This window comes from Paenibacillus sp. FSL H7-689 (genome assembly GCF_000517905.1).
In the GTDB taxonomy this organism is placed as follows: Bacteria; Bacillota; Bacilli; order Paenibacillales; family Paenibacillaceae; genus Paenibacillus; species Paenibacillus amylolyticus.
In genome coordinates this window covers 80253-95009 of the sequence record NZ_ASPU01000007.1, presented here as the reverse complement: position 1 = coordinate 95009, position 14757 = coordinate 80253, and the positions used below count along the sequence as shown (strand labels likewise).

Annotated in this window: 15 protein-coding genes; 4 read left to right on the top strand and 11 right to left on the bottom strand. The window is 46.6% G+C overall.

Annotated features, from left to right (window positions below; translation table 11 throughout):
* Nucleotides 1-9 precede the first annotated feature (9 nt).
* Complete coding sequence (locus C170_RS04735; protein WP_036606840.1) at nt 10-861, bottom strand: DegV family protein; 852 nt, start codon at nt 859-861, stop codon at nt 10-12.
* Nucleotides 862-1166: 305 nt separating this feature from the next.
* Here C170_RS04735 and C170_RS04730 point away from each other — a divergent pair, with 305 nt between their 5' ends.
* From C170_RS04730 to C170_RS04715, 4 genes are all read left to right on the top strand, one after another.
* A complete protein-coding gene (locus tag C170_RS04730) occupies nt 1167-1943 on the top strand; it encodes an ABC transporter permease (RefSeq protein WP_036606839.1) in 777 nt (258 codons plus the stop codon).
* Entirely contained in the window at nt 1940-2740 is an 801-nt protein-coding gene (locus C170_RS04725) for an ABC transporter permease (protein ID WP_036606837.1), read from the top strand. The genes C170_RS04730 and C170_RS04725 overlap by 4 nt, the downstream gene beginning before the upstream one ends.
* 22 nt (nt 2741-2762) lie before the next feature.
* On the top strand, nt 2763-3731 hold the full coding sequence (locus tag C170_RS04720) for an ABC transporter ATP-binding protein (protein WP_036607080.1): 969 nt from the start codon (nt 2763-2765) through the stop codon (nt 3729-3731).
* 96 nt (nt 3732-3827) lie between these two features.
* Nucleotides 3828-4505, top strand: coding sequence for a succinylglutamate desuccinylase/aspartoacylase family protein (locus C170_RS04715; RefSeq protein ID WP_036606836.1), 678 nt, complete (start codon nt 3828-3830; stop codon nt 4503-4505).
* A gap of 86 nt (nt 4506-4591) precedes the next feature.
* Here C170_RS04715 and C170_RS04710 read toward each other — a convergent pair whose 3' ends face one another.
* The 10 genes from C170_RS04710 to C170_RS04665 all read right to left on the bottom strand — a co-directional run bounded on the left by C170_RS04710 (nt 4592) and on the right by C170_RS04665 (nt 14705).
* Nucleotides 4592-5647, bottom strand: a complete 1056-nt coding sequence (locus C170_RS04710) for a serine hydrolase domain-containing protein (protein WP_036606834.1) — start codon at nt 5645-5647, stop codon at nt 4592-4594.
* A gap of 166 nt (nt 5648-5813) precedes the next feature.
* Complete coding sequence (locus C170_RS04705) at nt 5814-6215, bottom strand: MerR family transcriptional regulator (RefSeq protein WP_036606833.1); 402 nt, start codon at nt 6213-6215, stop codon at nt 5814-5816.
* A 25-nt stretch (nt 6216-6240) separates the two neighbouring features.
* Nucleotides 6241-7719 (bottom strand): alpha/beta hydrolase family protein, encoded by a 1479-nt coding sequence (locus C170_RS04700; RefSeq protein WP_036606831.1) that lies wholly within the window; start codon nt 7717-7719, stop codon nt 6241-6243.
* Between the two features lie 84 nt (nt 7720-7803).
* Nucleotides 7804-9366, bottom strand: coding sequence for a glycoside hydrolase family 32 protein (locus tag C170_RS04695; protein ID WP_081745856.1), 1563 nt, complete (start codon nt 9364-9366; stop codon nt 7804-7806).
* A 42-nt stretch (nt 9367-9408) separates the two neighbouring features.
* Nucleotides 9409-10236, bottom strand: a complete 828-nt coding sequence (locus C170_RS04690; RefSeq protein ID WP_036607075.1) for a carbohydrate ABC transporter permease — start codon at nt 10234-10236, stop codon at nt 9409-9411.
* Nucleotides 10236-11120, bottom strand: coding sequence for a carbohydrate ABC transporter permease (locus C170_RS04685; RefSeq protein ID WP_036606829.1), 885 nt, complete (start codon nt 11118-11120; stop codon nt 10236-10238). Before C170_RS04685 ends, C170_RS04690 begins: the two co-directional genes overlap by 1 nt.
* 147 nt (nt 11121-11267) lie before the next feature.
* Nucleotides 11268-12593: an ABC transporter substrate-binding protein gene (locus tag C170_RS04680; RefSeq protein WP_081745855.1), complete on the bottom strand. Its 1326-nt coding sequence runs from the start codon at nt 12591-12593 to the stop codon at nt 11268-11270.
* A gap of 162 nt (nt 12594-12755) precedes the next feature.
* Nucleotides 12756-13736, bottom strand: coding sequence for a LacI family DNA-binding transcriptional regulator (locus C170_RS04675; RefSeq protein WP_036607071.1), 981 nt, complete (start codon nt 13734-13736; stop codon nt 12756-12758).
* 56 nt (nt 13737-13792) lie between these two features.
* Nucleotides 13793-14236: a FixH family protein gene (locus C170_RS04670; RefSeq protein WP_036606827.1), complete on the bottom strand. Its 444-nt coding sequence runs from the start codon at nt 14234-14236 to the stop codon at nt 13793-13795.
* A gap of 19 nt (nt 14237-14255) precedes the next feature.
* Nucleotides 14256-14705 (bottom strand): disulfide oxidoreductase, encoded by a 450-nt coding sequence (locus tag C170_RS04665; RefSeq protein ID WP_047841622.1) that lies wholly within the window; start codon nt 14703-14705, stop codon nt 14256-14258.
* Between the last annotated feature and the right edge of the window lie 52 nt (nt 14706-14757).

Below are 14757 nucleotides of genomic sequence, written 5' to 3'. Positions count from 1 at the left end.
CTTATAAGTCTAGTCTCTATATCCGTTCTCGCTGTGTATCCAGCACAGCCCAATGGTTCCTGCACCTGCATGAATACTCACCACAGGAATAAACGGCATGATTTCGGTCTTTAATTTAGGGAGCAGATTGGCAATCTGCTTCTTGATCGTGACGGCTTCTTCCTGATTGTTCGCATGCATAATGCACACATGCTTTACTTTCTCCACATCCAGCTTGAGCATATCCAGCATGCGCTCTTTTGTCCGCTTGAACGTGCGAATTTTCTCATTCACAACCACTTTGCCCTCTTCAAATCGAAGCAGCAGATGGATCTTGAGCAGTTGACTGATGATCAGCTGTGTGCCCGACACCCGGCCACTGCGGTGAAGATGTTGAAGACTGGCCGGTATGAGGTAAAAGGACATGTTATCAATCATTTGTTCAATGTTTACTTTGATCTCGGCAGCTGAACATCCCTGCTTCTGCCATTCCAGTCCTTGCATAATCATCTCACGGTGAGGATAGGCACCTGCCTTCGAATCAATTGCGGTCACCGTCACTCCTGCAATCTCTGCAGCCTGCATGGACGTATGCAGCGTTCCGCTAAGCTCTGTAGAGCAATGAATCGTAATAATCTCATCGTACTTGTCTTTGAGCGACTCATACAGTTCAATGAATTCGCCAATGGGTGGCTGCGAACTGCTCGCACGTGAAGCCTCCGCAAGTTTCTCATAGAACATTTCAGATGTAATATCATCGGTTTCCCGGTAACATTCCTCTCCAAATACGATGCGCAGCGGTACGATGTAGATATGATTTTGCTCCGCAAAAACGGGATCCAGTGTACTGGTACTATCGGTGACCCATGCAATTTTCTTCATGACATCCTTCTCTCTTGCCGGATTGTTCGTTCTGTATCCTCAATCGTCAAGCACAAGCCCGGCGGTTTATTTAAAATTTGAATATTTCACATTGTAAACGTTTGCGATACTACCTCTCAATTATAAATGAACGGACAGACCGTTGTCTTGTGGCGCAATCATGAACATCCCTGTTAATACCATTATTAGCTAAAAAAATGTCTTGCCTGTGAAGGAATAAATTGGTATGCTGTTGTCCTTCTCTCTTTTTCGCCTTGACTGAAGTGAACGGAAACGCCGTTCAATCCACTTATCGGAGGTGTCACATGCTTTATTTCACTCTGGCTTCCAAAGCCTACTCCCGGAATCTGCAATACCGCGGGGCACACATGGTACATAACTTGGCAAGCGCCATGTTTGGTTACATGTATGCCTGCCTCTGGATCGGCATCGGGGCCGACCATACTCTCGGAGAATATGGGACACAGGGAATGATCAGTTACATTGCGTTCACGCAATCCTCTCTCTGGATCTCGGGTTTTCTCACGAACGGATTGGGTATTCCCTTATCCGTCAGGACAGGGCAGATCGCACTGGATCTGATGAGGCCTGTTCATCTGTTCACCCACCTGATGGCACGCGAATGGGGGCAGATTGCCTACCAGTTCGTGTACAAAAGTATTCCGATCTACCTGCTCTTCTCCATTGTCTTTTCCCTGCATTGGCCCTCAGACGTTTCAACACTATTCTATGCCGCACTTGGTCTTGCCGGCGCCGCATACTTATCCATCTGTATGAACTACATCATTGGTGCTACGTCGATGTGGACCACGGAGTCCTCTTGGCTTCACTGGGGCAATCACGCGATGATGAATCTGCTGGCTGGTTTTTTCATTCCGCTGGAATGGCTACCGAACTGGCTTGAACAACTTGCCTGGATATCACCCTACCCTTTCCTGCTCTATGTACCTACCCGAATCTATCTTGGTTTCGAAGATGGCTCCTTGTTATGGGGAACCTTGCTTTGGTGTGTCTTTATGACGTTGATCTGTCTTGCCATCACCCAAGTGTTACGTCGTAAAGTGGAGGTACAAGGCGGATGAAACGGACTTCCTGGTTCAATTTATATAAAATGCTCATTCGAACAAGCATCCGCAGTCGGATGCAATACAAGTTCAATTTCATCATGGCGTCCGTACTGGCCGCTTTAATTCAGATCTCCGAGTTTCTGATGGTTGCTCTCGTGTTGCACAAATTCGGAGCAATTAAAGGCTGGTCCCTCCATGAGATCGGTTATCTCTTTGCCATCATGACGTTATCCAAAACACTGTATCGCACATTTGGCAATGAGGTTCACCATCTGGAAAAATACCTGGTTAATGGTGAGCTTGATCAACTGTTAACACGTCCCATGCCCGTATTGCTGGCACTGCTGCCGCAAAACTTCCGCATCATGGCTGGAGAAGTCCTGCAAGGCGGGTTCATTCTCTGCTGGTCATTGGCAGGCATGATGCATAGCGGACAGATTGGCTGGATAGCCATTCCCTTCTCCCTGCTCATTATCCTGACGGGCGCAGTCATTCTCTTTTCCATCGGACTCGCTACTGCCACGCTCGGATTCTGGACCACACGCATCGAGGAATTACAGACGATCACTGAAGATGCCGCACGAACGGCTGCCCAATATCCGCTAACGTTATATCCCAAATGGATGTCTGGTATTCTGCTGACGGTAATTCCCGTGGGATTCGTCAACTACATTCCGTCACTTTACCTGTTACGGGGTGAAGGAGGAGCGTGGATTCTTGTTGCTGTTGCGGCGGTTGCCGTACTGAGCTTGGTTGCAAGTCTGCGTTTCTGGCAATTCGGCATGACCAAATATCAAAGTACAGGTAGCTAAGGAGGCGAAACGAATCATGAACATGATCACAGCACGGCATCTGCAAAAGGAATTCAAGACCCCTGTTATTCGCGAAGGACGTTTCTCCGGTCTACGTACGTTATTTTCACGTGAATATGTGTCCAAGGAAGCGGTACGCGATATCAGTTTTGATATCGGCCCAGGGGAATTTGTGGGTTACATCGGTCCGAACGGGGCTGGAAAGTCTACCACGATCAAAATGCTGACAGGTATCCTGCACCCAACCTCGGGTGAGGTAAAGCTTGACGGTATGAACCCACATCAGGACAGGCGCAGGACCGTTGGTCGACTAGGTGTTGTGTTTGGACAGCGCAGTCAGCTCTGGTGGGATCTGCCCGTGAAAGATTCATATGATATTCTGGCCGAGATGTACGGCGTTCGTGCCGAGGATAAAAAGAAACGGCTGTCCCAGTTCGCCGAGCTGCTGGACCTTGAATCGTTCTGGGCCACGCCTGTCCGCAAGCTCTCGCTTGGGCAACGCATGCGTGCCGATCTCGCAGCTTCCATGCTGCATGATCCGGAACTGCTTTTTCTCGATGAACCAACGATCGGACTGGATGTGAACGCAAAGCGGAATATTCGTCAATTTCTACGCACATTAAATGAAGTGTTTGGCAAAACGATTTTGCTGACCACACATGACATGGACGACATTGAGCAGTTATGCAGCCGGGTCATGGTGATTAACCAGGGTCAACTGACATATGACGGCACGATCTCGTCGCTTCGCGAAACCATCGGACTACCTACGCTGATTCGGGTAACGTTCCGAGGAGCGTTTCACATCCCGGATGTTGTGTCGTCCGCGATACATATTACAGGAGTGGAAGGGCAGATTGTCACCGTCGAAGTGAACCGGAAGGAATGGAGCACAATGGACATTCTGAAACAGTTGGAGCACTGGGGTGAGATTGAAGATGTAGAGATGAAAGAACCCGATTTTGAAGATATCATTCATCGGGTGTATTAGTCGGCCCGTTTTGTGAGGAAATAAGATGAAGACCTGTTCTTACGCCGTTACATGAAAGAGGGACATGGCGTACTGTAATAACGGAGGTGAAGCGTCATGCTTGTGACCAAACATGTCCTTCTAGCATCCAGCCTACACGCTACTCCCTACTTCATCGTACGTGGCATGATGCCGGGACCCGTGATGTTCATTACATCCGGAATTCACGGGAATGAAACGGCGAGTATGGCCGCTGCGCAAAAACTCGCAGATGATATTGCGACAGGTCGTCACGCCATTCAGCGAGGGCTGTTAATTATCGTGCCACGCGTGAACCAACAAGCCTACGCAAAGAAAATCAGAGGCAAGCCAGATCTGAATCGTACGTTTCCACGCCGTATGTCAGGCAAGGCCAAGCATCCGCTCGCTGCGGCAGTTTTTCAGCTGGCGCGTGAACATCGGGCCGACTGGTGGCTTGATCTGCATGAAGCCAACGGCCTGTCTCAACTGAGTTCACGAGTGCTTGGACAGACGTTGATCACCAATCCCGGCAGTCAGACGATTCCAGCTTGCAGAAGAGTTATCGAACGGATGAATCGGTCGATTGCCATTCGTGATCGTCATTTCAACCTCAAGCAGCATGAATTGCCGGGATCTGCCCGTACAGCGGCTTCAAGACTATTACAAGCCCGTTCCGTCACAGTGGAGACCTGTTGGAGTCTGAAACGCTCGACCCGTATCAAGTATCAGACGAAGATTGTGCACCATTTTCTGCGTGAAGCGGGTATGTCATGATCAAGACTATTAAGATAGAACGAAAAAAAACCTCCAACAGAGAGCGCCGAAGTACATCCTCAGGTGATCTCTATTGGAGGTTTTTTTTATCTCTGCATCATGGCTTCCAGTATTTTATTACCCACGGGATCCAGCGGCATGAGTGGATAAAGGTCTTTTTTAGTTATAAACTTGAATATCGCATCCAAATACTCATCCACAATTGAGGCTGATCCAAAACAATAATTGGACAATAATACGATGCCTATATCCTGTTCCTTGTTTATAGCCAAATAACTGGAGAAACCAAATGTGCCACCGTTATGCCAGAGTATATTCTGATCCGAGATGTTATCACTAAACCAGGCGTAATGATGGGTTGAATCTCCAATCATCACAGGCGTGTGACTTTGTTGTATTGCAGAGGCTAGCGGATGATCTTCATTCAGGTTGGCCTGTACAAATAAACTCATATCGTAAAGAGAAGACTTGATCGCTCCTGCCCCTTCATGTACACCAGTATCCCAGTGAGGCATCTTTTTCCCCGTTGACGTATGTCCATCTACAAATCTGCCATTCTGTTCTGGATTCAGCATAGCTGCTGTCTCCGTCATGTTTAATGGACCTGTGATATATTTTTTCAGCAGATCGTCATATGTACTGCCTGATACTTTACATAGGATATAGCCCAGTAAGCCCACGCCGGTATTGGAATACTCAAATGAACCCATCTGATCCGTATAGTCAGCATCCGATAAAAAAGCAAGTAAATCATCCTCCGTATAATTTGAATACGGATTGTATCGATTTTTCTTCGAGGACAGGTTTGTGGCAACTCCGGGTAATCCAGAGGTATGTGTCGCAAGACTTTTTAAGGTAACCTTATTCAAATAATCGTTTTTGCCATTGTGTATGTACTTGCCAACCGTGTCATCCGTGGAAAGCTGCTGTTGACGCTCCAATTCTAATAGAAGGATCGATGTAAAAAGTTTGGTTACAGAGCCGATTTCGAACAATCTGTGTTCGGGAGCAGCCACGCTCTTCTTTTTGGGATTGCCCAATGAATGATATTCGATATCTCCCTTTGTAATAACGCCAATCTCAAGATGCAGATGTTTCTTTCCTTTGATGTAATCGGATACAAAACCTTGCAAATCCCTCATAGAAAATGTTACTCCTTTTGTGGTGTGAGTTTCATTATTGAAATTATTGAAATCACGTTAAACACCATTATGTATTGGCAAACTACACTATGTATTCTTTCTAAATCTCCGATTCCCTGCTCGTTAGTCAACTCCTGTTTTCTGCTAAACAGGAAAAGAGCCGCGATTACGGCTCTTTCTTTTGCACCCTGAACGATTGAATATAATTGTCGATATCGTCCTCCGGTGTATGCAACAGTCGTGCCAGATTAATCTGCAGCTGTTCCAGATGGTCAATATGCTTCTGAATGTCAGTGATGCGTTCGCGTACAAGGGTTTTTAACGTTTCCTTTTCCATGTCTTCCTGACTGAGTAACTGTAACGTATCCTGTATTTCCTTTAGAGAGTAACCCAGCGACTGGGCATCCTTAATAAATTTAATCTTCACCAAATAATCCTCAGTATACACCCGGTATCCGTTGGAGGAACGACCGGGAGCGGGCAGAATCCCGCTGTCCTCATAATAACGGAGGGTTGCCATACTTACACCGGTACGCTTAGCCAGCTCTCCTCTTGTCATGGTTTCCATAGATACTCTCCATCCTTCTGCTGGGTTATTCCGCTTTTTGGTGACGTAGCTTGGTATACTTGGTATCATAAGTGGCCTCAGGGAATTTAGATGAAGGGCCTTGCAACAACGGCTGCTCCTCCCCCTTCAAATAATGATCAAAGAAGGCCAGCGTATAGGATCTGGTAATATCCACATTATGTTCTGGCGTCATACCTCTGGCAAACATTTTTGGTGAAATTAACGAAATATCCGTAAAGCTTTGATGAAATAAATTCTCCACTGTCAGATAATAGGTATCATTAAGACTGTTTGACATCACCCGATCCAAATCAGGCTCAAACTCGGGATAAAATACTTTATCCTTGGCAGTGGCGTCCGGGTCCAGACTTTTGGCTGTCCCACCCGACATGATATACATAAATGGCTGTTTCAAGGCTGTTGTGGATACTTTACCCCAGAAACCGCCTTCCAAACTAAGTCCTGCTTTGAAACGGTCATCCTGAGCCAGCGCTTCCGCTGTGGTTGCACCGCCGTAGGAGTGACCAAAGATACCGACAGAATCCAGATCAAGCTTGCCTTCGAGCAATTGATTCGGATCATGTGAATTCCACTGTGTGAGAGTGTCCAGTACAAAGCTTGCATCCTCTGCACGAATACCTATACCTTTTATATTATATTGATATAGTTCTTTGGAGGTTGGGAAGTCAGGGTCCGGCTGATAAGAAGCGACATGGCCATCCGAGAATGTAACTTGTGCAGATGTATACGGATGGTCGATACCAACCACAATGTAGCCGTGGCTCACAAGTTCCTCAATCGCGGTCATACTTTGAAAGCGAGTAGAACGTATCCCTGGTGAAAACAGTAAAACAGGATACTTGCTCTGTGCGGCAGATACCTCGGCACCTTTAACAACATGCGTCGGAATCGTGTCAAGGTAACTGAATACCACTGGTGGAATACCAAATACCAGGCTGATCGCCTCTCCCAATTCGGCAGGATAATGCTCTAGCGGCAATCCTTTGGCTGTTTCCTGATCTACAGGATACCAGACATTGATCATGAGTTCCCGCTTGTCGCCCGGTTCAACCGATTTCGTTTCTTCCCGGGAATCATCCGTTAACTGCTGCGAAAAGGTTCCTATGGCAAATGAACCCGTCGATTCGGGCATCGTGAATGCAGGGAATAACGACGTCAACACCATTGTACCTGCACTAAGAGCGAGCACCAGAATGGATGCCAAAATGGTTTTGAACCACGATCGACGTTTCTGTTTCTGTGTATTCTGAATATTGCGCCGTGACTTCCATAATTGAACGGACAATACAATCAGTAAAACAAAGGCCACGATATAGGTAGGCATCAACTGCAAACGAAAATGATCCATTCCCCCATGCAAAAGGATAGCCAGTGCCAGTGCCGACAACGTACCGCCCCCCACTACCCGATGTTTGGGAGCCACCCAAATAACCACTGCGCTAATAACTGTCACGATTACCAAAATCCATTCTAAAATTCTCATTATTCAGCCTCCAATATTTCTTGATAAAAAAAGAATAAACCTTGAAGTATACTTCAAGGTCAAGGCTGTATTTTAGAAAAGATTTTATCGAGGAATTCGTAAATCCCATTTGCGAAGTTCGGTCAACGTACACGTTCCGGATGAGAAAGCCTTAATACCTGTTGAGCTCGGCCCAGGATAGATCCGCCCTGTCATTACCTGCTCTCCCTGCTGAATGAACACCTCAACGGAGCTGACATCCATAAAAATATGAAGTTCCAGTTTCCCGTCAAGCAGTTCCACTGTTGCAGCTCGTTCTCCGCCCGGCCCTTGTCCGGCCTGCTCGCGATTCAAGCATAAACGCCGCTGCTCTACATCATAGGAAATCACGGTTTCTTCATCCTCACCCGTGCGCAGCTTTAACCCAAAGTGTTGTGCCTGTTCCGCTTCGAATACAGCATACAGTTCGTAACGGTCTCCACTGATTCCAAGATCAAAATCATGTTCATCACCATTTAAATGTATACCATACTGCTCGGTGCCTTCCGACCTGTACTGTATAAGTTCGGAAAGAGGCTGGAATATCAATCGTTCTCCCCTACGAATCAATTGTCTTGGCAACGTCATCGCTCCAGCCCAGGCATGGGACTGTTGTGTCGGGATTTCCGTTTCCCACGTATCCATCCAAGCCACCATGATTCGTCGTCCCTGTGCATCCTCCATCGTCTGAGGTGCGTAAAAGTCGAAGCCACAGTCCAACGGAACGTACTGCTCGTACTTCAACACACCCTGGTCTTCATCCAGCGTTCCCATCATATAAACGGTCGAATGCAAGTTGCGATAGTTATCTCCCTGAGCAGGCATGCGTTGCGGAGACATGATCAGAATATCTCGGCCATCCAGTGTGAACAGATCGGGACATTCCCAATTGTCGCCAAGCGTCCCGTCACTCTGGGCCATAATGTTGACATAACTCCAATCCAGCAAGTCCGTTGAGCGGTATAACAGAATGACACCTTTGCCCGCAGCATCATTCGATCCAAGGACGCAATAGTACACACTGTTTCGTTCAAACACTTTCGGATCACGGAAGTCCTTCGTACTCGTATGCTCCGGAATCTGATCCAGCCGAATGACCGGATTCATCGTGCTTTTGACAAAATCAATCCCATTGTCCGAGACAGCGATATTCTGTGTCTGCAAGTAATCGTTATCCTTGTCAGGTCCAGTCACGACATGTCCCGTGTACATCAGCACCAACTTGCCATCCTGCACGATTGCACTTCCGGAGAAACAGCCTCCACTGTCGTAGCTCTGATCGGGCGCCAGTACAACAGGCAGGTAAGACCACGTAACCAAATCACGGCTCACCGCATGGCCCCAGTGCATCGGCCCCCATACCGGTTCATAGGGATAATGCTGATAGAACAAATGATACATCCCACCGAAGTATATGAAGCCGTTGGGATCATTCATCCAGCCCACCTCTGGCATCAAATGATAGGCCATTCGATAGGTTGGATCAACCTGATGTCGATGCTCCTTGATATATGCGTTGGCCCGGGCGAGTGTATAACTCTCCTTTGTTTGAGCCGAAGAACTCGTCAGTCCAAGGTCTGTCTCTTGCCTTGTGTCTATTTCCTGCTTCTCGTGTCGTTCCTGGTTCATATGTCCTTCACTCCTGTCTCTCTCTATATCACCCGACTGAACTTATTTTATTGCCCCTTGCATGACCCCCTGAATAATGTACTTCTGCGCAAACAGATAAACGATCAGGACAGGTAGCAGGGTCAACACCAGACCAGCCATCAATGGACCGTAATCCACTGTATATGTCCCATAAAAATAAAACGTGGACAACGGCAGCGTACGCTGCTCGGATGAAGTCAGTACCAGAGAAGGCAGCAAAAAATCATTCCATATCCACAATACATTCAGCACGCTAATCGTTACGGTTGTTGGCAGTAACACTGGCAGTACGATACGGAAAAAGGTCTGCACTCTGCCGCAGCCATCCATTAGAGCCGCTTCTTCAAGCTCCAGGGGAATACTTTTGATAAAGCCATGGTAGATAAATACGGCGAGCGGACTGCCAAAGCCAATATACATGTAGATCAGCGACCACTTGTTATCCAGCAGGCTGAGCGAGCCGTATATTTTAACCAATGGAATCATAATGGCCTGGAACGGAATAATCATCGCAGCTACCATCAGGAAAAAGAGATACTGATTCACCTTGCTTTTGTGACGAACAAAGTAATGGGCTGTCATCGCCGCAAAAAGAGCAATCAGTAATACACCTGCAATGGTAATGAGCAACGAATTGCTGAATGCGGATACATATCCCATTTTGTCAAACGCATTGACGTAATTATCAAATTGAAAGGAGCTTGGCAAGCCCAGCGGATCGGAGGTAATTGCCTGGTTAGCCTTGAACGAATTGACGATTAGAAGCACAAACGGAAATACAAACAAAATCATCACAATGATTAATGCAATAAACTTCATCCAGTTGAGAATGCGCGATTGTCCAGCCATCATGCCTCGACCTCCAGTTTTTTGCTGAAATAGACCTGGAGCAATGTAATGGCGGCTACAAGGATAAACAGAACAAAGGCTTCTGCCTGACCCAATCCGTAGTCACGAGCAAGAAAGGCCTGCTCATAAACATGCATGGATACCATCTCTGTGCTCTTGAAGGGCCCGCCACTGGTCAAAGAGACGTTCAGATCATACACCATGAATCCCCGTTGCAGTGACAAAAAGATGCATACAATAAACGAAGGAACCATCAGTGGCAATACAATGCGCGCCAGCATTTTGCGATTACTTGCCCCATCAATGCTGGCTGCCTCCATAACATCCTTCGGCACATTCATCAGTCCTGCAATGTAGATAACCATCATATAACCGGCATACTGCCAAACGGTCACCACAACGAGAGCCCAGAACGCTTTATCCGGATCAGCCAACCAAGAGGTGGAGAACAGCGTGAGATTCATTTTTTGTCCTGCAAAGACGAGTACCTGATTAAAAATAAACTGCCAGATGAAACCAAGCACGATTCCGCCCACCAGATTTGGCAGGAAAAATCCAGCCCGAAACCAGCCCTGTGCCTTCATTCCCCGAGTTACAACGTAAGCGAGCAGGAAGGCAACCGCATTGGTCAGCACAACGGTAATAAATACGTACTCCAGCGTCATCCCAAATGATTTCCAGAACACGGTATCCTTGAACACACCGATATAATTATCCCAGCCAACAAAGTTTTGATCGATGGCAATGCCATCCCAGTTCGTAAACGTCAAATAAATACCATACAAAAATGGAATAATCATCACTGTAGCAAACGCAAATAATGTCGGGCCAGTAAAGATCAGGCGGGTGCGCAAACGTGTCCATAATCCTTTTTCGGTCAGCATTGTCAACCTCCACTCTATCCAAATGATTAGCCTGGCGGTTATACCGGAAACAAGTCGAACAGACCTCGTGTGGAAGCTGTATGTTCACCATCTCCGGCGTACCGCAAGTCTCTCTCTATGTGCTGCACAGGGCTATGATTAATTCCTTTATTTCACGTTGCTCCAGTATGCCTGAATTTCACTGGCAAGTCCGGCACGGTCAATGACGTCAGCCAAATATTTCTGCATGGATGCACCCAGTTTGGACCAGTGATCCGCAGGAAGTGTGCTCATTGATTCCTCGATTTTGCCTGCCTTGATGTATTCACTAATGGATTTGCCAAGTGGATCGGTTGGCTCCAATGTAATGTTGCTGAATGCCGGAATAATACTGGCTTGATTCACCAGGAAATCCTGACCTTTTTCGTTATAAACGATCCAGTCCAAAAATTTCTTCGCTGCTTCCTGCTGCGCTGGTGTGCTCTTTTCCTTATCCAGCAATATTCGTTTGGATACGGCAGCAGAGATTTGCGTATTACCGAAATCATCTGGATTATTGCTCACAGGTACCGGGAGGAAGCCATATTTTCCATCTGCTGTATCAAAGCTTGAAATTTGTGGCCATGCCCAGTTGCCCTGGAACCAGATACCTACCTCACCCTTGCCAAGCACTTCAGGTCCACGCTCATAGGTTCCGGACAGTGGAGAAGCCTTGTCAATATTGTAGGTTTTCATCAGATCAAATGTATCTAACAAGCCATTAAACACGGCATTGGAAGAAAGGTGCACTTGACCTGCCTTCAGATCAGTAATGAATTGATCCACCTTCGCACGGTCTGAAGACTGCCCACCATATGCAAGCCCCAGATAATGCGCACCAAGCGACCAATCCATCGGAGATACAATCAAAGGTGATTTTCCAGTAGCAGCGATCTTTTGGAACAACTCATCAAGCTGTGCAGTGGTCTGTACAGACTTTGGATCGAATGTCCCACCTACCGCCTGATCCAAGACATTCTGGTTATAGATGAATCCATATCCTTCAATAGAGAACGGGAAGGCATAATTTTTGCCATCAAACGTTGTAGCCGCTGTGCTATTCTCCACAGCATCCTTCATCCAAGACTCGGATGTGAGGTCCAGAACACGATCTTTGAATTTCTCGACATCCCCTGTATCCAGCATCATCATCGTTGTAGGGCTGCCAGAGGCATACAAAGCAGACGCTTTTTCAAACGGAGACTGTCCACTGCCTACAGGTACAATTTCAAGTGTTATATTTGGATTTTCGGCATGAAAGTCTTTAGCCACTTGTTCCAACTGACTGTTAATTTCCGACTTTGAATTAAGCAAGGTGATTTTGACACTCTCACTGCTGCTACCCTCTGAGGAGGAGTTGGACTCCGTCGCTGCTTTACCTCCACATGCCGACAATACAAGCATCATAGTCAATGACAATACCGATAATTTCATCCATCTCTGTTCTCTTTTCATCTTGTTATGGCCCCCGATCAATAGTTTAAAAGGAAACGCTTACAAATCGAATTATAATGTCAAAGGTTTGACATGTCAATCGTTTGACATACCATTCAAAAAAAAATTTCTACGACTTCATTTTTCCGTTGCAAAAGGACGAATATGAAAAAACGACCTGTATCAGGTCGTCTCTCTCTCCACGATAGTAACTGGCAAAATATGCTCCATTCCGATCTTCTCTTCCGCGAGTTGGCGCCGAATCAGATCAATCGCCAGCTTAGCCATGGCCTCCACCGGCTGCCTGATCGTTGTTATGCCAGGCATCGTATACGCTGCCGCACGACTGTCATCATAACCTATAATAGCGATATCGTCGGGTACCTTGCGCCCACCTAACACGATCTGCTTCAGCGCATGCACCGCCATCAGATCACTCGTTACAAAGAGCCCATCCACCTCGGGGTGTTGTGCAAGCAGCTTATCCACCAATTCCGTATACTGATGCTGATCAAACACATTCAGATCGGTTTCATGAATCATAACCGGTTTGACTCCATGAGCCTGCAATGTATCAACGAAACCTGTCGTCCGGCGATTGGACAGCATTTGCAATTCCAAATTACCGCAGATATGTGCCAAATGCCGTCTGTTCTTCGAGAGCAACAATTCAGCAGCCATAACCCCTCCCTGATAGTTATCAGATGAGATAAACGGGATGTCTTCACCGATCTTACGATCAAAGGTCACGATTGGGGAATGCAGATTCATATACTCATCAACTTCCAGTGTATGACTTCCCATAATAATTCCATCCACGCGATTACCCTTAAGCATTTCCACATATTCACGCTCTTTGGAAGGGTCCATGTGGGAATTGCATAACATAATTTTAAATCCATTCTGGTAAGCATGATACTCAACATAGCTAGCCAGTTCTCCAAAAAACGGATGGGATACATCAGGAATAATCAAGCCTATAACATTGGATTGCTTACGCAGAAGAGAACGGGCAATTTCATTGGGTCGATAGTTAAGTTCGTCCATGGTTTGATACACTTTGTCCCGAGTCTTCTGACTGATATATCCCCGGTTGTTTAATACACGCGAGACGGTAGTTACAGAAACTCCTGCCCTGAGTGCAACATCATGAATAGTTGCCATAACACCCTCTTTTCCTACAACATTCTTCATACCTTTAACATTATAAACCCATTGCTTCATTCCGCTACAATTCTCGCTCTCGGCATGCTATGCATAGCTCCGTGCGTAACATGGACCTGTACCACATACGTACCTGGTTCTTCAAAGGTATGCTGGATTTCATACAGCCCTTCCTCTGACTCATTGGCAGTAATAGCCCCCTGATTCTCCAGTTCGTCCGCTGTCATCATACCTTGTTCCGGAGATACAGAAGGCGGATCATCAAGCTCATTCCAGATCTGGAATTGCACATGGTCAGCCTGACTTAACGGTGCATCTCCCTGTGTAAGCTTCACCTGCAACCTTGTTGGTTTATGAAGAGAAGCCTTCTCTGGAACGTCAAGTTTCACTTTAATCATCTCTGGCATCTCGCCCGATTGTGACTGTTCTTCATAAGAGCATCCCACCGTCAGGAGGAGCAGAATAATGAAGGGCATGAACCAACGAGCTTGTCCGCTCATCACCATCTATCCTTTCTTATTAAGAAGATTTTGGTGTTTTGCCGATACCCCACAGCATCACGATGATGATAATAAAGGCGATCAGTGCCAGTAATGGAATCGTGATGAAACCAAACCAGTTCAAATAGTCGGTATAACATGGAACCTTACCGCACGCTACGGCATTACCTGTAGCTGAAAAAATACGCTGGATCGTTACATGATATAACGAAATGCCGCCACCGACGAAACTCAGTGGGAGTACGTATTTGGTGATGCCCACGTCATCCTTAAAGTAGGCAATGCCCAGCAAAATCGTTAGTGGATACATGAATATACGCTGGTACCAGCACAGATCACATGGAAGAAAGCCCTTGATCTCACTGAAATAGAGACTCCCCCCTGTTGCGATAACGGAAACGGCCCAAGCAACAAATAACCGGGTATCCACATTTCTCGCTGGACGCTCCGATTTTGATGATGTACTCATTCCTCTGTCCCCCTTTTCATTTTGCTTATACCAAATTATCATACATCATTCT

Coding starts and splice junctions, on each gene's coding strand:
- C170_RS04700 (WP_036606831.1), bottom strand. CDS start 7,719: ATGAGAATTTTAGAATGGATTTTGGTAATCGTGACAGTTATTAGCGCA.
- C170_RS04735 (WP_036606840.1), bottom strand. CDS start 861: ATGAAGAAAATTGCATGGGTCACCGATAGTACCAGTACACTGGATCCC.
- C170_RS04725 (WP_036606837.1), top strand. CDS start 1,940: ATGAAACGGACTTCCTGGTTCAATTTATATAAAATGCTCATTCGAACA.
- C170_RS04685 (WP_036606829.1), bottom strand. CDS start 11,120: ATGCTGACCGAAAAAGGATTATGGACACGTTTGCGCACCCGCCTGATC.
- C170_RS04695 (WP_081745856.1), bottom strand. CDS start 9,366: ATGAACCAGGAACGACACGAGAAGCAGGAAATAGACACAAGGCAAGAG.
- C170_RS04670 (WP_036606827.1), bottom strand. CDS start 14,236: ATGAGCGGACAAGCTCGTTGGTTCATGCCCTTCATTATTCTGCTCCTC.
- C170_RS04715 (WP_036606836.1), top strand. CDS start 3,828: ATGCTTGTGACCAAACATGTCCTTCTAGCATCCAGCCTACACGCTACT.
- C170_RS04665 (WP_047841622.1), bottom strand. CDS start 14,705: ATGAGTACATCATCAAAATCGGAGCGTCCAGCGAGAAATGTGGATACC.
- C170_RS04730 (WP_036606839.1), top strand. CDS start 1,167: ATGCTTTATTTCACTCTGGCTTCCAAAGCCTACTCCCGGAATCTGCAA.
- C170_RS04690 (WP_036607075.1), bottom strand. CDS start 10,236: ATGGCTGGACAATCGCGCATTCTCAACTGGATGAAGTTTATTGCATTA.
- C170_RS04675 (WP_036607071.1), bottom strand. CDS start 13,736: ATGGCAACTATTCATGATGTTGCACTCAGGGCAGGAGTTTCTGTAACT.
- C170_RS04720 (WP_036607080.1), top strand. CDS start 2,763: ATGATCACAGCACGGCATCTGCAAAAGGAATTCAAGACCCCTGTTATT.
- C170_RS04680 (WP_081745855.1), bottom strand. CDS start 12,593: ATGAAAAGAGAACAGAGATGGATGAAATTATCGGTATTGTCATTGACT.
- C170_RS04705 (WP_036606833.1), bottom strand. CDS start 6,215: ATGGAAACCATGACAAGAGGAGAGCTGGCTAAGCGTACCGGTGTAAGT.
- C170_RS04710 (WP_036606834.1), bottom strand. CDS start 5,647: ATGAGGGATTTGCAAGGTTTTGTATCCGATTACATCAAAGGAAAGAAA.